Source organism: Halarchaeum sp. P4 (assembly GCF_051195175.1).
GTDB lineage: Archaea > Halobacteriota > Halobacteria > Halobacteriales > Halobacteriaceae > Halarchaeum.
In genome coordinates, this window is sequence record NZ_JBNTKC010000001.1 from 964,737 (window position 1) to 979,763 (window position 15,027).

A 15,027-nucleotide genomic window follows, 5' to 3' on the forward strand; every position below is an offset into this window, starting at 1 on the left:
ATTTACCTGCGCGGCACCTACGGGACGTATGACCTCCGGCCGAGACCGTTTGACGGAACTCCGACGCGACCTCCACCGACACCCCGAGCCCGCGTGGCGCGAGTTCTACACGACCGCACGACTCGTCGAGGAAATCGGGCGCGTCGGCGTCGACGACCTCCACGTCGGCCCCGACGCCATCGACGGCGACGCGCGCCTCGCCGTGCCCGACGAGGCGTCGCTTGCCGAGTGGTCTGAGCGCGCCCGCGACGCCGGCGCCGACCCCGGCGTTCTCGCACAACTCGAGGGCGGCCATACGGGTGCCGTCGCGGTACTGGAGCAGGGCGAGGGTCCGACCGTCGCGCTCCGCGTCGACATCGACGCGCTCCCGGTCACGGAAGCCGACACCGACGACCACGCGCCCGCGAGCGCGGGCTTTCGCTCCGAGAACGAGGGCTACATGCACGCCTGCGGACACGACGCGCACGCGGCGCTCGGAATCGGCGTCCTCGAGGCCGTGAAGGAAAGCGACTTCGCCGGGACGTTCAAGCTCTGCCTCCAGCCCGCCGAGGAAGTCGTCGGCGGCGGGAAAGCGATGGCTGAGAGCGGCCACCTCGACGACGTGGACGCGCTCTACGCCATCCACGTCGGCCTCGACCACCCGACCGGCGAGGTGGTCGCGGGCGTTGATGGCTTCCTCGCCGTTCACCACGTCGCCGCGACGTTCCGCGGCGCGTCCGCGCATGCTGGCGCGAAACCCGAGGAGGGCCGGAACACCGTCCAGGCGATGGCGAGCGCCGTCCAGGCGCTCTACGGGATTCCGCGCCACTCCGAGGGCGCGACGCGCGTGAACGTCGGCACCGTTGAGGCCGGCACCGCCGTGAACGTCGTCCCCGAGCGCGCCGACATCGAGGCCGAGTTCCGTGGCGAGACGACCGAGCTGAAGGACTACATGGTCGAACGCGCGGAGAGCGCACTCGCCGGGGCGGCCGCCACCTACGACTGTGAGGTGGACGTCGAGACGGTCGGCGAAGCGCCGAGCGCCGTCTCGGACGACGCGCTCGTCGACGTCGTCCACGGCGTCGCGAGCACCGACGCTGGCGTGACGACGCCGACCCGCACGGACGCGCTCGGCGGGAGCGAGGACGCCACCGTCCTGATGCGACGCGTCCAGGAGCGCGGCGGGCAGGCGTGTTATGTCATCGTCGGCACCGACCACTCCAGTGGGCACCACACGCCGACGTTCGACGTGGACGAATCGAGCCTCGACGTCGGCGTGCGCGTGCTCTCGGGGAGCGTGCTGGAGACGTTCGAGACGCTGGCAGAATAAGGGCGAGCGGACGGCGCACCGCTGTCGGGAGTCGGGTGCGCCGTCGCGTCGCGAGCACCGACTCCGACCGTGGTCAGAGGATACCGACCGCTGGCGGCGGATTCGCGTTTGAACACTCGGGAGCGGAGGGTCGACCAACACGATCGCGTCCGGCGACCGGGTGTCCCGTTAGCGCCCGGTCGGTCGCCGGTTCACTCGCGCCAAGAGCGCGAGGGCGACGAACGACTGGAGGAGCGAAGAAGGCTGTTGTCGAAGCGTTTGCCGAGCGGCGGCCACGCCGCCGCGCAGCGCACGGTGCTCTAGTACTTGGGGTCGGCGCCGGTGACCTCGTAGACGTCCTCCATGATGTCGTCGCGGCGGGCCTGCCAGCGCTCGAGGCCCTCGGGGGAACTCGGGTAGTCCTCGTAGTGTTCGAGGAGACGGTCGGCGACCTGCTTCGTCTGGTACATCTGGTAGATCTGTCCCCAGTGGCCGAAGCTCTTGACGGCGACTTTCGCGGCGAGCGCGGGGCCGAAGCTCGCACTGCCGGCGTAGAGGGCTTCGCTGAGTTGCTCGCCGGGGAGATTGGCGAGGAGACTCATCAGGTCGTCGACGTCGACGGCAGTCGAGAGGATGTTGTAGACGTCGAGCGCCGCGTAGCGGGCGCCGAAGTGGTCCATGACGCGCTCGTTGTACTCCCAGAGGGCGTCCTCGGAGAGGTCGCCGTCCTCGATGCCCTTGATGGCGGCTTCGGCGGCGTACTTGCCGGCGTAGGCGGCGCCCGCGATGCCGCCACCGGTCGTGGGGTTGACGTGCGCGGCGGCGTCGCCGACGGCGACGTACCCCGGATGCGTGGCGGAGTCGTAGGGCCGCCGGGTGGGGAGCGCGGCGCCGAGTTTGTCCTTGACTTCCGCGCCGTCGAACTCCGCGCGGTTGTGGAGGTCCGTCTTGAGGTCCTCGATCATGTGCATCGGCTCCTCGTTCATCTGGAAGCCGAGGCCGGCGTTGATTTCGGTGCCGGTGCGTGGGAAGTACCAGAGGTACCCGGCAGCACGCTTGGTGGGCTTGAAGACGAGGGCGTCCTTCCACTCGACCTCCTCGGGCACCTCGACGATTTCGCGGTAGGCCGAGCAGAACTGCGAGTAGTTGACGTTCGTGTCGAAGGTCGACTCGCTGAAGTCCGTCTTGTCCTGCAGGAGCGAGAGCGAGCCGGCGGCGTCGACGACGATGTCGGCCTCGTACTCCACGGGTTCGCCCTCGCGCGTGGCGGTGACGCCGGTGACGCGACCGTCGCGGTCCTGTTCGACGTCCTGCACGACGGTGTCGTAGTGGAACTCGGCGCCGCGGTCCTTCGCGCCCCCGATGATGAGTCGACCGTACTTCCAGCGGTCGATGACGGCGAGCTCGCCGGGGATGGGGATTTCGAGAACGGTGTCCTCTTGGGGAATCTCGAAGCGGCCGTGGTCGACGTCGACGTTGGTGAACGCGGGTTCGAGCTTGGACTTCGGGATGGCCGCGGGGAAGTTCGCGGCTCCCTTGAGGGCGTCACCGCAGGCAATGTGCCCCGCTTCCTGCTCGTCCTTGCGTTCGACGACGACGACGTCGTAGCCGGCCTCGGCGGCGGTGGCGGCGGCGTAACACCCGGACGTACCGGCACCGACGACGACGAAGTCGAACTCGTGGGTGGTCATACCGCGGTGATTGTGACGGGCCGTGAAAACTCTTTTCGGAAAATCCGTCGCTTCGCCGGGGACACGGGGCGATAAAGAGTTTTATCGCCGCTCCACAAAACGGCGTCCCATGACCGAACACACCGTGGAGTTCGTCGGCCGCGAGGAGTCCATCGAGGTCTCGGAGACGGAGACCATCCTGTCGGCCTGTCTGCGCGAGGGCATCGCCCAGGAGTACTCCTGTCGCGTCGGCATGTGTCTCGCCTGCTCCGCCGAAATCGTCGAGGGCGACGTCGCCCAGCCGGCCGCGCGCGGCCTCAGCGAGGAGGAAGCCGAGGACTACTGTCTGACCTGCATGGCCCGTCCGCTCTCCGATCTGAAGCTGGACCGCGGGAAGTACCCGCCGAGCATCGAGACCGAGACGGTGGACGCCTCGGGCCCGGTGACGGCGGACGACGACTGACCGGACTCCTCCTTCTTAGAGGTCGGGCGCGGGCGCGGCCTTCTGTAGTGCGGTTTCAGCGACGTTCCCGCCGTAGTCGGCACAGCGCGAGAGCGAGTCGACGACCAGGCCGAGGTGCTGGGCCTCGTGCGGCGCGAGGTCTCGGAGGATGTCGTCGAGCGAGCGCGCGTGCTCGTCGATTTCGAGGACGGAGCCCCGAGCGCGGTTCGCGAGGTCGGTGGCGTCGTCGCGCTCGTCAGTGAAGAGCGCCTCCATCGCGGTGTCGACGATGTCGGCGGCGTCCGCGTGGAGGTCCGCGAGCGCCTCGGCGGCCTCCTCGGGGACGGGTTCGTCGAGTTCGAGCGCGACGTTCGCGATTTTCGCGGCGTGGTCGCCGATGCGTTCGAGCTGGCGCGCGCTGGAGTGGTAGTCGAAGCACGTCTCGCGCGTCACACCGATTTCCTGTGCGGTGCGCGGCGAGCGCAGCGCGCCGCGGAAGATGCGCGAGACGACGAACCAGAGGCGGTCGACGTCGTCGTCGCGCTCGATGACGTCCTCGGCCATGTCGTCGTCGTTCTCGACGAGCGCGGTGACGGCGTCGTCGAGCATCGAGAGCGAGATGAGGCGCATCCGCCGGACGGCGTTGTGGATGGAGAGCTCGCTGGAGTCCAGCAAGTCCTGGATGACGACCCGGTCGCTCGTCTCCTCGAGCACTTCGAGGCCGACGAGGCCCTGCGTGGCGTTGCGGACGACGCGGCGCTGAGCGGACGTGATACGGTCGGCTTCGAGGACGAGGACGTCGAAGCCGCTGACGTACATGGTCATCACGGTCCGCATGAGGGCGTCGCCCTCCATGCCGGTGATGTCGAACGTCCCGCGCTGGGCCTCGTCGTCGGTGACCGGCGAGAGCAACAGCGACCCGCTGTCCGGGTGGAAGGCGATCTCGTCGCCGGCGCCGACGTCGTGGTCGCGCGCCCAGTCCTTCGGGATAGAGACAGTGAACGTCGACCCGCCAGTGACCTGCACCTTGCGGCGTTCCATACCGACCGATATCCAACAAGGGACTATAAATTTACGCATGAATATATACTCCAGCGGCGGCCGTCACACTAGACCGGGTTGAACGGACACATCCACCCACGTACGGCTCGTTCCGTGGTTCTCCATATCGAGATTGACTGCTCCACACGACCGAATATACGGGTCGATATAGAATACTATATAGATATAATAGTAGAGTATTTATTTAGGAAATGGGTTTCATCCGGTGATGGCAAAGCAGTCCACGAGCTTTGAAACGAAAACGCGGCGCGGTTTCCTGGCAACGGCTGGTGCGACGGGGGTCGCGGCACTGGCTGGCTGTACCAGCGGTCCCGACAGTGGGTCCGGCGGCAACGGGGGAACGACCACGAGCAGTGACTCGCAACAGCTCTCCGGCGACATCACCATCACCGGGTCGAGCACCGTTTACCCGCTCGCGGCTGCGGTCGCCGAGAAGTTCCAGCAGGAGCACCCGAAGGTCAACATCAGCGTCAGCCCCACCGGCTCCGGTGGCGGGTTCAGCAACCACTTCTGCCTCGGCAAGTCCGACTTCAACAACGCCTCCCGCCCCATCACGAAGGAGGAGAAGCAGCTCTGTCAGGAGAACGGCGTCGAGTGGCACGAAATCACGGTCGCCACGGACGCGCTGACCGTCATCGTGAACAAGGACAACGACTGGGTGGACTGCATCACGATGGAGGAACTCGCCCAGATCTGGAAGGCCGACGGCGCCCAGAAGTGGTCCGACGTCAACTCCGACTGGCCGGACAAGGAGATCAAGCGCTTCGGCGCCGCCGACACCTCCGGCACCTTCGACTACTTCAAGGAGGCCGTCCTCGGCGAGGAGACGAACCACACGAGCGACTACGAGGCCACCGAGAAGGACAACCTCATCCTCCAGGGTGTCCAGCAGGACAAGTACGCCATCGGCTACTTCGGCTTCGCGTACTACCAGGGCAACAAGGACGCCGTGAAGGCGCTCTCCATCAACGACGGCGACAAGTGCGTCAAGCCGACGCTCGACAACGCCAAGGCCGGCGACTACCCGCTTTCGCGCCCGCTCTTCACCTACCCCGCGAAGGAGTCCCTGAAGCAGGACCAGGTCGCGGAGTTCGCCCGCTACTTCGTCAAGCAGAGCGCGAACACCGAGCTCGTCGCCAACCAGATCGGCTACGTCCCCCAGACGCAGGAGGACATGCAGGCCGAGCTCGACGAGCTCAACAAGGTCATTTCGGAAGTCCAGGGCTAACTGAGCGAATTCGAGTTCTTTTTGCCGTGATACCTGATAATCGTGGGTGTGGACGATGACTGGTGAGGGACAAGTCCCCGACTTGAGCGGCGAGCGGGGTCTCCGGACGGTGCGTGAGTCGATATACAGATACGCCTTAATCGGGTGCGCTGTGCTCTCCGTCCTGACGACCCTGAGCATCATCGGGGTGCTCGTCGTCGACGCCGCGGAGTTCTTCAGCGTCGTCCCCATCCTCGACTTCCTGACGGGGACGCGCTGGAGCCCGAACCTCCAGCCGGTGCAGTTCGGCGTCCTCCCGCTCCTGCTCGGGACGCTCCTGATCACCATCGGGTCGGCGGTGGTCGCGCTCCCGCTCGGCGTCCTGACCGCGATCTACCTGAGCGAGTACGCGAGCAAGCGGACGCGCTCGATCCTCAAGCCGATGCTCGAAGTGCTCGCCGGCGTCCCGACGGTCGTCTACGGCTACTTCGCGCTGGTCTACATCACGCCGGCACTCAACGCCGTGCTGACGTGGCTCAACGGCACGCTGGGCCTGAACCTCCCGCGGCTCGGCCTCTTCAACGGGCTCTCGGCGTCCATCGTCGTCGGCATCATGATCATCCCGATGGTCTCCTCCATCAGCGAGGACGCGATGAGCTCCGTCCCGGACTCGCTGCGACAGGCGGGCTACGGCCTTGGAGCCACGAAGTTCAACGTCTCGACGACCATCGTCGTCCCCGCCGCCATCTCCGGCATCGTCTCCTCGTTCATCCTCGCGATCTCGCGCGCCATCGGCGAAACGATGGCCGTCACGCTCGCGGCGGGTTCGACGCCGCCGTCGATTCCCGCGACGTCGTCCGTCTTCGGCATCCCCTACGTCTCCCCCGGGGACCTCCTCGGACTCTACGCCGACAGCAGTGCGACGATGACCGTCGCGATGATCAACATCGCGAGCGGCGACATCTCCGGCGGCTCGACCGCCTACCAGTCGCTGTTCGCCATCGGCATCACGCTGTTCGTCATCACGCTGGCGATGAACGTCATCAGCAACCTCATCGCCGGCCGCTACCGCGAGGTCTACGAATAACATGTCTCAGAGAACGAAAGAAACCGAATTCGGTGAAGTGAGTCGGCTGAAGGGCGCCATCTTCCGATACGTCGCGTTCGTCGCGTCTATCGTCGGCATCCTCTCGCTCGCCGTCCTGCTCGCGTACGTGTTCTGGGACGCCCTTGGCCTCGAGAGCGCGGGCATGAGTTGGTACGCGACGTACCTCGTCACGCTCGTCCTCCCGCTGGCCGGGTTCGTCTTCTACGTACGCACGCGACCCGCCGTCGCGAAGGGTGCGTTCGAGCTGTTCAGCCTCACGCTCGCCGGCCTGCTCGGAACGGTCGCGGCGGTCATCGTCCTCTCGATTATCGCGGGGCCGACCGTCTGGTTCGCCTACTTCCTGACCGTCGTCGGCCCGATCGCGGCGCTCTTCGTCTACGGCCGCTACGAACCCGAGGCGACGTGGGTCGGCATCGTCTCGCTCGGGTTCGCCATCGTCGGCCCCATCGTCGGGACGCTCGCGCTCGACGTCCTGTCCTCCGTGGGCGCGCTCCTCGGGCCGCCCGGCATCTACTTCCTCACGCTCGTCGCGCCGGGCGCAGGCGTCGTCGCCTACCTCGCGGACGACCGCTTCGAGGCGAGTCGCCGGACGAGCGGCGCGCTCGCCGCGGGATTCCTCGTGCTCGCCGTCGTCGGCGTCCCGGTCGTCGACCAGCTGCCGACCGTCTCACGCTCCGCGTGGCTGACCGCGCTCGTGCTCTTCGGCATCCCCGTCGGCTACGCCGTCGCGAACACCGCGACGCGGCCCGAGCGCCGTGCGGCGTTCGCGCTCCCCGTCATCGTCGTCGGGGGCTTCCTCGTCGGGGAGTTCGTCGTCGGCCTCGTCGGCGCCTCGACGCCGTCGCCGTGGCTCGACTGGCAGTACGTCACGAGCGGCCCCTCCATCATCTCCGCCGAACAGGCCGGACTCTACCCGGCCATCATCGGCTCCGTCTTCCTCATCGTCCTCGTGAGCGTCTTCACGTTCGTCTTCGGCTTCGGGACCGCCATCTACCTCGAGGAGTACGCCCCGCAGACCGGCGCACTCGGGACGGTGACCCGCATCATCAACGTCAACGTCTCCAACCTCGCGGGCGTGCCGTCCGTCGTCTACGGCCTGCTCGGCCTCGGCATCTTCGTCAACATCAACGCCCAAATCGGTCCGATTTCCTACAGCGGCTTCGGCGTCGGAACGGTCCTCACCGCGGCGCTCACGATTTCGCTCCTCATCCTCCCCATCGTCGTCATCTCCGCACAGGAGTCCCTGCGCGCGGTCCCGGACTCGCTCCGGCAGGCCTCCTACGGGATGGGGGCGACGCGCTGGCAGACGACGCGGAACGTCGTCCTCCCGCGCGCCCTCCCCGGGACGCTCACCGGGACGATTCTCGCGCTCGGCCGCGCCATCGGTGAGACTGCGCCGCTCATCATGATCGGCGCAGCGACGACGAAGTTCACGCCCCCCGGCGGGCTGTTCAGCAAGCTGACGGCGATGCCCATGCAGATCTACGCGTGGGCGTTCCAGCCGAGCGAGGCCTTCCGGCACGGCGTCGTCGCCGCCGGTGTCGTCACGCTCCTCATCGTCCTCCTGACGATGAACTCGGTCGCAATACTCGTACGGAACAAATACCAACAGGAGAGCAACTAATGACGGACATGGACAGCGATACGGAAGCCGAACAGAACGGAGGCTCCCTCCTCGAGACCGACCCCGGTCAGGGCGGCCTCGCCGACAACACCACGGCCGAAGAGGCGACCGGCGTCGCCATCGAGTCCCAGGACCTCGACGTCTACTACGGGGACACGCAGGCGCTCCAGAACGTCGACATCCAGATTCCCGAGAACCGCGTCACCGCGATGATCGGTCCCTCCGGCTGTGGGAAGTCGACGTTCCTCCGGTGTATCAACCGGATGAACGACCTCATCGACGTCTGCCGCGTCGAGGGCGACCTCTTCTTCGAGGGGAAGAACGTCTACGACCCCGACGTCGACCCCGTCGCGCTCCGGCGCCGCATCGGGATGGTCTTCCAGCACCCGAACCCCTTCCCCAAGAGCATCTACGACAACGTGGCCTACGGCCTCAAGATTCAGGGGAAGACCGAGAACATGGACGAGCGCGTCGAGCGCGCGCTCAAGCAGGCGGCGCTCTGGGACGAAGTGAAGGACCGCCTCGACGAGAGCGGCCTCGACCTCTCCGGCGGCCAACAGCAGCGTCTCTGTATCGCGCGCGCCATCGCCGTCGACCCGGACGTCATCCTCATGGACGAGCCGGCGTCCGCCCTCGACCCCGTCGCCACCAGCCAGATCGAGGACCTCATCGAGGAACTCGCCGAGGAGTACACCGTCGTCATCGTCACCCACAACATGCAGCAGGCCGCCCGCATCAGCGACAAGACCGCCGTCTTCCTCACCGGCGGCGAACTCGTCGAGTTCGACGACACCGACAAGATCTTCGAGAACCCGGAGAGCCAGCGCGTCGAGGACTACATCACTGGCAAGTTCGGGTAAGCCCACGAACGTTTTACCCTTCCCGCCAAACCAACTACCTATGCCACGCGCAAGCTACCAGGAACAACTGGAGACGATGCAGGAGGACGTCCTCTACATGAGCGAGGTCGTCGTCGACCGTCTCCGCACCGCACTCGCCGCGATGGAGACGAAGGACTACGACGCCGCCCAGGAGGTCATCGAGGGCGACGACGAGGTCAACGACCTCTATCTCGACCTCGAGCAGGACTGTATCGACCTGCTCGCGCTCCAGCAGCCCGTCGCCGGCGACCTCCGGCTCATCGCCTCCTCGTTCAAGATCATCACCGACCTCGAGCGCGTCGGCGACCTCGCCGTCAACCTCGCGGACTACACCCTCGACGCCGAACACGACATGTTCCCCGAAGTCGACATCAACACCATCGGCGACCACACCGTCGAGATGCTCGAGGACGCCATGGCGGCCTACGAGGACCGCGACGCCGAGGCTTGCTACGAGATCGCCGAGCGCGACGACGAACTCGACGCGCTCTGCGAGCAGGCCTCCCAGACCGTCGTCCGCGAGCTCATCGAGACGGAACTCGACGCGGACGCCAGCGACGACCAGGTCGAAGAACTCATGCAGGACGTCTCCCGCATGCTCCTCACGATTCGCGACCTCGAGCGCGTCGGCGACCACGGCGTCAACATCGCCGCGCGCACCCTCTACATGGTCGAGAACGACGAGGAGCTCATCTACTAAAGACCGCTTCTCCGCCTCCGAGTCGCCACAAAGCCACGCGCCTCCGTCGCGCGACCACTACTCGCAGTCCCGCGTTCCGTCGTCCGTCGTCAGCCCGTCAGCCGCGGCTCAGCGGCCGGCGTCGAAAGAAATAATCGGCAGTCAGTACCGCTCGACGAGCCTTACGCCTCGTCGAACTGGGCGACGCGAGGCGTCGCTTGTTCGACGAAGGTCACGCTTCGTCGAAGAGGGTTTCGCCGTCGACCATGTGCTCCTCGACGGCGTCGAGGTCGAGCGTCAGGCCGAGACCGGGCTTCTCCGGGACCTTGATGCGGCCGTTCTCGATGACGTCGTCCTCCTCGACCAGGTCCTCCCACCAGCCGAGTTCGTAGGAGTGGTATTCGACGGCGAGGGCGTTGGGGACGGACGCGCCGACGTGCGCGGAGGCCATCGTGCCGATGGGCGAGGAGACGTTGTGCATCGCGACCGGGATGTAGTACTGGTTCGCGACGTCCGCAATCTTCTGGGTCTCGCGCATCCCGCCGACCTTCGGGAGGTCGGGCGCGACGATGTCGACCGCCTGGTTCTCGATGAGGCGGCGCTCCTCGGTGACACGGTAGCGGTTCTCACCGACCGTGATCGGCGTGAGGGTGGACTTCGTGACCTCCTCCTGCACCTCGAGGTTCTCCGGCGGGACGGGGTCTTCGAGCCACCAGACGTCGTACTCCTCGATTTCGGCGGCGAGGCGCTTCGCGCTGTTCGGGCTGTAGGTCCAGTGGCAGTCGAAGGCGACGTCCGCCTTGTCCTTCACGCGCTCGGTGACCTTCTCGACGATTTCGGCCTTGTGACGGATTTCACCCGGACGGAGGTGGCGGTTCGCGCGGTCCTTCTCGTGGCCGGAGGGAACGTCGAGGTCGAACTTGAGGGCGTCGTAGCCGAGTTCGTCGACGACGCGCTCGGCCTCGTCGGCGCACGCGTCGGGGTCGGCCTCCTCCTCGGTGTGACAGTCACAGTAGACCCGGACCTCGTCGCGGTACTTGCCGCCGAGCAGCTGGTAGGCGGGGAGTTCAGTGATCTTGCCCGCGAGGTCGTGGAGTGCGACTTCGATGCCGGCGATAGCGGTGACGGTGACGCCCTCGACGGAGCCCTCGCCGGACATCTTCTGGATGAGGTGTTCATAGAGCCGGTCGATGTCGAGCGGGTTCTCGCCGATGATGAACGGGGCCATCCGGTCGACGAGTTCGGGGACGCCGGCACCCCAGTAGGCTTCGCCGGTGCCGACGATGCCGGCGTCGGTGTAGATGCGGACGAGGGTCCACGGGAAGTTCCCGTCGACCATCGTCGTCTGGACGTCCGTAATCTCGACATCGCGGCCGCCGCCGCGCTTCGCGGTGACGCCCATCGTCTCCGCGGAGAGTTCACGCATGGTGTACTCCGCGTTCGGGTCGTGGAGCTCTCGATAGTCCTTCGCCATGCGAGTGAGATTCACTCGGTGCGGGGTAAATCTTTGGAGATTATTTCGTCAGTTTTCGGCGGTCAGCCGGTTGAGCGCGTAGACGGTGCGGAGGACGTCGCCGGCGGCGCCCCGGTCGTAGACGAGGCCGTCAGTCCGCTCGACGTGCTCGCGGACGCGCTCGCTCGCGTGGTCGGGCGCGGCGGCGATGCCGGCGTCGTGTTCCTCGGCCCACTCCATCACGCGCAGGTCGCTCTTGGAGTCGCCCATGACGAGCGCGAACGGGTCCTCGACGCCGAGGACGTCGAGGGCGGCGGTGACGCCAGCGACCTTGTCGAGTTCGTTCGCGGTGACCTCGGCGGCGTCGCCCTCGTAGTAGGCGAGCTGGACGCGCTCGAGGACGGACTCGGCGTCCGGGTCGACCTCGTGGGCCTCGTCGGGGCGTGCGTCGCGCTCCTCGAGGACGGCGGCGATTTCGGGGTCGCGCGCCGCGAAGTACGCGCGGACGTCGGCGACGCTCGCGGCGGGAATCGCATCGGCGAGCAACTCGGTGAGGTAGACAGTCGCGCGGTCGATGACGTCGACGGCGCCCTCGCTTCCCGTCTCGTAGTTCGGCTTCAGGGTGACGTTGAACTCGTTGCCCTGCAGGTGACAGCCGCGCCGGACCTCCTCGGGGGCGTCCGGGAGGACGCGCGAGCGGACGGACTCGAAGACGTCGCGCACGGGGTCGTCGAGGTCCTCGTAGAGGAGGCGTTTGGTGTCGGGGCCGTGGCCGGGCGTGAAGACGCCGGTGCCGGCCTCGTAGACGACGGAGACGTCGCCGGAGTGGACGAGTTCGTTCCCGAGCCCCTGAATGAGGAAGCCCTTGACGTTCTCGAGGGTCTGCCCGGTGCAGACGACGATGGGGACGTCGTTCTCGTGGAAGACGGTGAGGAGGTGGAGCGTCTCCCGGGGAATTTCGTTGTCCGTGCCGCCGGCCGAGCGCAGCGTCTCGTCGACGTCGAGGACGAGGACGTTCACGGCCCGGTCGTGTTTGCTGTAGAGGTCGAGCGCGGTGAACGCCTGCTCGCGCGTCGCGTGCGCGGCGAGCGCCGCGTACGTCTCGCTGTAGGCGTCCGCGACACGCTCGGTCCGCTCGTAGAGTTCGTCGCTCGCCTCCTCCCAGTACTCGAGGGCAACCCGCGAATCGACCGGCGGGAAGAGGTCCACGAAGTCCTGATAGGCCCGGAGCGTGTCCGTGTCGAACGCCTCGTACAGCGAGTACAGCGTGTCGTACCGCTCCATACACGGTGTGGTCGCCGTCGCAGCATAAAGAACCCCGGTAGCGTCGGCACCCACCGATCGCACGAATACTTACTCGTGCGCGAAGAAACGACGCCGCAAGCCGGCGCTGGGCTGTCGTCAGCGAAACGCCCTTAAAAATTGGACCCGAACCCGCACGACATGAAGAACGTTGACGACCTCATCGAGAGCGCGGGCGACCTCGCCGCGCGCGGCCTCTCGCGGGGGGAGATCGCGGACGAACTGAACGTCTCGCGCGAGACGGCGAGCTGGCTCGTCGAGCGCGCCGGCCGGAGCGCGAGCGCCGTCGAGGAAGAGGCGGAGACCCCCGCGACGGGCGGCCCGCAGGACGTGCACGTCGACTGGAGCGCCATCGGCGAGGCGGGCGCGCGCCTCTCGTCCATCGGCGAGGCGCTCGCCGACCTGCTGCGCGAGCACAGCCACGACGTCGACCTCGTCGTCGGCGTCGAGAAGGCGGGCGTCCCGCTCGCCACCGCCGTCTCGCGCGAACTCGGCGTCGACCTCGGGACGTACACGCCGCGCAAGCACCAGTGGGAGGAAGGCGACATCGAGGACCTCGGCGGGAGTTTCAGCCGGAACTTCGCGAAGGTCGAGGGCCGGGACTGCTTTATCGTCGACGACACCATCACCTCCGGCACCACCATCAGCGAGGCCGTCGAGGCCATCGAGGAGAGCGGCGGGAACGCCATCGCCGCGGCCGTCCTCGTGGACAAGCAGGGCGTCGGCGACGTCAACGGCGTCCCCGTGGACGCGCTCATGCAGGTCATCCGCGTCGGCAACGACGACTGAACGACGTCGAGTGGGGCCGTCTGCGCCTCCCTCTGCCGGGGTCGCACCTCCTCGGTCGGCCGTTCGGCGGTCGGTCGCGGTGCTCACGACCACCAGCGCAACGCATTTCCCGAGTGAGCGCCAATCCGTTCGCATGACCTTCGATCCCATGGGCGAGGCGCTGGACGATGAGGAAGTGCAGGACGTCGTCGACAACGCCATCGAGAACAACGAAGTCGTCCTCTTCATGAAGGGGACGCCGCAGCTCCCGCAGTGTGGCTACTCGAAGCGCGCGGCCGGCCTCATCGGGCAGTACCGCGAGGACTTCGAGGCGGTCGACACCCTCCAGAACCTCGGCGCGTTCCGCGAGGCGCTCGAGGAGCACTCCGGCTGGGAGACGATCCCCCAGACGTTCGTCGAGGGCGAGTTCGTCGGCGGGAGCGACGTGCTCGCGCAACTCGACGAGGAGGGCGACCTCGCGGCGACGCTGAACGCCGCGGACGCCGACGGTGATGCGGGCGCGGAAGCCGCGACGGACGGCGGCACTGACGACGACGACCTCGACGCGCCCTTCTGAAGGCCGCGCAGTTCTCCAGTTCTTTCTCCGACCGAGTAGCGACGCCTATCGCGCGTTCCACGGCGCGAAGTCCGTGTCGACGCGCCGGTCGACACGCTCGATGGCGTCGATGCGTCGGACGTCCTCGGCGTCGAGGCCGAGAGTGAGGCTCTCCCAGTTGTCCCGAATGTGGGACTCGGAGGTGGCCTTTGGGATGGCGGTGACGCCCTTCTCGCGGAGCCACGCCAGGCTCACCTGGGCTTCGCTGACGTCGTGTTTCTCCGCGATGTCGGAGAGGACGGGGTCGTCGAAGACCGCGCCGCGCGCGAGCGGCGAGTAGGCGACGAGCTCGACGTCCATCTCGTCGGCGACGGCCCGGAGTTCGCGCTGCTGGAGGAACGGGTGCATCTCCACCTGATTGGCAAAAATCGGTTCGTCCAGGACCTCGCGGGCGCGTTCGAGGTGGCGGCGCTGGAAGTTCGAGACGCCGATGCGCTCGATTTTGCCGTCGTCCTTCAGCTCCTCGAACGCGGGCAGCGTCTCCACGGGGTCGTAGGTCCGGGCGGGCCAGTGGACGTAGAGGAGGTCGACGTAGTCGACGCCGAGTTTCTCGAGGCTCTCCTCGGTGGAGGCGATGACGTCGTCGTGGGTGAGGCTGTCGATGAAGACCTTCGTCGCGAGGAAGACGTCGTCGCGCTCGACGTCCGCCTCCGCGATGCCGCGCCCGACGTGCTCCTCGTTCTCGTAGGCCTGTGCGGTGTCGATGTGCCGATAGCCCATCTCGAGGGCGGTAGCGACGGCGTTCGCGCAGGCGTCGGGATCCTCGTTCTTCCACGTCCCGAGGCCGAACTGCGGCATGCCGTCGACGCGCGGAACGTCGTTGCTGGTGAGTTCCGTCATGTGTTGCTGGTCGCGTGGGACGGGAAAAGGCGTTCGGGCGTCGGCGAGCACCACAGCCGACTCGAATCGTGTCACACGGTAGGTGGC

At 67.0% G+C, this 15,027-nt stretch carries 14 protein-coding genes; 9 read left to right on the forward strand and 5 right to left on the reverse strand.

Annotated elements, in window-relative coordinates:
• The first annotated feature begins 28 nt into the window (after positions 1–28).
• Positions 29–1,309: an amidohydrolase gene (locus ACQUS8_RS05200; RefSeq protein WP_435097942.1), complete on the forward strand. Its 1,281-nt coding sequence runs from the start codon at positions 29–31 to the stop codon at positions 1,307–1,309.
• Positions 1,310–1,608: 299 nt separating this feature from the next.
• Here ACQUS8_RS05200 and ACQUS8_RS05205 read toward each other — a convergent pair whose 3' ends face one another.
• A complete protein-coding gene (locus ACQUS8_RS05205) occupies positions 1,609–2,979 on the reverse strand; it encodes a geranylgeranyl reductase family protein (RefSeq protein WP_435097945.1) in 1,371 nt (456 codons plus the stop codon).
• Between the two features lie 109 nt (positions 2,980–3,088).
• On the opposite strand from ACQUS8_RS05205, the gene ACQUS8_RS05210 reads away from it, so the two are divergent.
• A complete protein-coding gene (locus ACQUS8_RS05210) occupies positions 3,089–3,421 on the forward strand; it encodes a 2Fe-2S iron-sulfur cluster-binding protein (RefSeq protein WP_435097948.1) in 333 nt (110 codons plus the stop codon).
• Between the two features lie 15 nt (positions 3,422–3,436).
• On the opposite strand, the gene ACQUS8_RS05215 is transcribed toward ACQUS8_RS05210, so the two are convergent.
• Complete coding sequence (locus ACQUS8_RS05215; protein ID WP_435097951.1) at positions 3,437–4,441, reverse strand: PhoU domain-containing protein; 1,005 nt, start codon at positions 4,439–4,441, stop codon at positions 3,437–3,439.
• A gap of 229 nt (positions 4,442–4,670) precedes the next feature.
• Between ACQUS8_RS05215 and ACQUS8_RS05220 the strand changes: the two genes are divergently transcribed.
• From ACQUS8_RS05220 to phoU, 5 genes are read left to right on the forward strand one after another with little or no spacing between them, the layout of a single operon-like run.
• Positions 4,671–5,690, forward strand: a complete 1,020-nt coding sequence (locus tag ACQUS8_RS05220) for a PstS family phosphate ABC transporter substrate-binding protein (RefSeq protein ID WP_435097954.1) — start codon at positions 4,671–4,673, stop codon at positions 5,688–5,690.
• A gap of 55 nt (positions 5,691–5,745) precedes the next feature.
• Positions 5,746–6,756, forward strand: a complete 1,011-nt coding sequence (pstC, locus tag ACQUS8_RS05225) for a phosphate ABC transporter permease subunit PstC (RefSeq protein ID WP_435097957.1) — start codon at positions 5,746–5,748, stop codon at positions 6,754–6,756.
• 1 nt (position 6,757) lies between these two features.
• Positions 6,758–8,401: a phosphate ABC transporter permease PstA gene (pstA, locus tag ACQUS8_RS05230; RefSeq protein ID WP_435097960.1), complete on the forward strand. Its 1,644-nt coding sequence runs from the start codon at positions 6,758–6,760 to the stop codon at positions 8,399–8,401.
• 8 nt (positions 8,402–8,409) lie between these two features.
• Positions 8,410–9,261 carry a phosphate ABC transporter ATP-binding protein PstB gene (gene pstB, locus ACQUS8_RS05235; protein ID WP_435097963.1) on the forward strand — a complete coding sequence of 284 codons (852 nt, stop codon included), beginning with the start codon at positions 8,410–8,412 and terminating at the stop codon, positions 9,259–9,261.
• A gap of 40 nt (positions 9,262–9,301) precedes the next feature.
• Positions 9,302–9,982 (forward strand): phosphate signaling complex protein PhoU, encoded by a 681-nt coding sequence (gene phoU / locus ACQUS8_RS05240; RefSeq protein ID WP_435097966.1) that lies wholly within the window; start codon positions 9,302–9,304, stop codon positions 9,980–9,982.
• A 211-nt stretch (positions 9,983–10,193) separates the two neighbouring features.
• Here the strand turns inward: phoU and ACQUS8_RS05245 are convergent, their stop codons facing one another.
• Complete coding sequence (locus tag ACQUS8_RS05245; RefSeq protein WP_435097969.1) at positions 10,194–11,435, reverse strand: mandelate racemase/muconate lactonizing enzyme family protein; 1,242 nt, start codon at positions 11,433–11,435, stop codon at positions 10,194–10,196.
• Positions 11,436–11,483: 48 nt separating this feature from the next.
• Positions 11,484–12,698 (reverse strand): HAD family hydrolase, encoded by a 1,215-nt coding sequence (locus ACQUS8_RS05250; protein ID WP_435097972.1) that lies wholly within the window; start codon positions 12,696–12,698, stop codon positions 11,484–11,486.
• 159 nt (positions 12,699–12,857) lie between these two features.
• On the opposite strand from ACQUS8_RS05250, the gene gfcR reads away from it, so the two are divergent.
• On the forward strand, positions 12,858–13,505 hold the full coding sequence (gfcR, locus tag ACQUS8_RS05255; RefSeq protein WP_435097975.1) for a transcriptional regulator GfcR: 648 nt from the start codon (positions 12,858–12,860) through the stop codon (positions 13,503–13,505).
• Positions 13,506–13,638: 133 nt separating this feature from the next.
• Complete coding sequence (locus ACQUS8_RS05260) at positions 13,639–14,061, forward strand: glutaredoxin family protein (RefSeq protein WP_435097978.1); 423 nt, start codon at positions 13,639–13,641, stop codon at positions 14,059–14,061.
• Between the two features lie 45 nt (positions 14,062–14,106).
• Here the strand turns inward: ACQUS8_RS05260 and ACQUS8_RS05265 are convergent, their stop codons facing one another.
• Entirely contained in the window at positions 14,107–14,940 is an 834-nt protein-coding gene (locus tag ACQUS8_RS05265; RefSeq protein ID WP_435097981.1) for an aldo/keto reductase, read from the reverse strand.
• Positions 14,941–15,027: the final 87 nt, after the last annotated feature.

What these genes read in the sequence shown, in the direction of transcription:
- ACQUS8_RS05205 (WP_435097945.1), bottom strand. Translation starts at nt 2,979, where the DNA reads ATGACCACCCACGAGTTCGACTTCGTCGTCGTCGGTGCCGGTACGTCC.
- gfcR (WP_435097975.1), top strand. Translation starts at nt 12,858, where the DNA reads ATGAAGAACGTTGACGACCTCATCGAGAGCGCGGGCGACCTCGCCGCG.
- ACQUS8_RS05210 (WP_435097948.1), top strand. Translation starts at nt 3,089, where the DNA reads ATGACCGAACACACCGTGGAGTTCGTCGGCCGCGAGGAGTCCATCGAG.
- phoU (WP_435097966.1), top strand. Translation starts at nt 9,302, where the DNA reads ATGCCACGCGCAAGCTACCAGGAACAACTGGAGACGATGCAGGAGGAC.
- ACQUS8_RS05215 (WP_435097951.1), bottom strand. Translation starts at nt 4,441, where the DNA reads ATGGAACGCCGCAAGGTGCAGGTCACTGGCGGGTCGACGTTCACTGTC.
- ACQUS8_RS05250 (WP_435097972.1), bottom strand. Translation starts at nt 12,698, where the DNA reads ATGGAGCGGTACGACACGCTGTACTCGCTGTACGAGGCGTTCGACACG.
- ACQUS8_RS05260 (WP_435097978.1), top strand. Translation starts at nt 13,639, where the DNA reads ATGACCTTCGATCCCATGGGCGAGGCGCTGGACGATGAGGAAGTGCAG.
- ACQUS8_RS05245 (WP_435097969.1), bottom strand. Translation starts at nt 11,435, where the DNA reads ATGGCGAAGGACTATCGAGAGCTCCACGACCCGAACGCGGAGTACACC.
- pstB (WP_435097963.1), top strand. Translation starts at nt 8,410, where the DNA reads ATGGACAGCGATACGGAAGCCGAACAGAACGGAGGCTCCCTCCTCGAG.
- ACQUS8_RS05200 (WP_435097942.1), top strand. Translation starts at nt 29, where the DNA reads ATGACCTCCGGCCGAGACCGTTTGACGGAACTCCGACGCGACCTCCAC.
- pstC (WP_435097957.1), top strand. Translation starts at nt 5,746, where the DNA reads ATGACTGGTGAGGGACAAGTCCCCGACTTGAGCGGCGAGCGGGGTCTC.
- ACQUS8_RS05265 (WP_435097981.1), bottom strand. Translation starts at nt 14,940, where the DNA reads ATGACGGAACTCACCAGCAACGACGTTCCGCGCGTCGACGGCATGCCG.
- ACQUS8_RS05220 (WP_435097954.1), top strand. Translation starts at nt 4,671, where the DNA reads ATGGCAAAGCAGTCCACGAGCTTTGAAACGAAAACGCGGCGCGGTTTC.
- pstA (WP_435097960.1), top strand. Translation starts at nt 6,758, where the DNA reads ATGTCTCAGAGAACGAAAGAAACCGAATTCGGTGAAGTGAGTCGGCTG.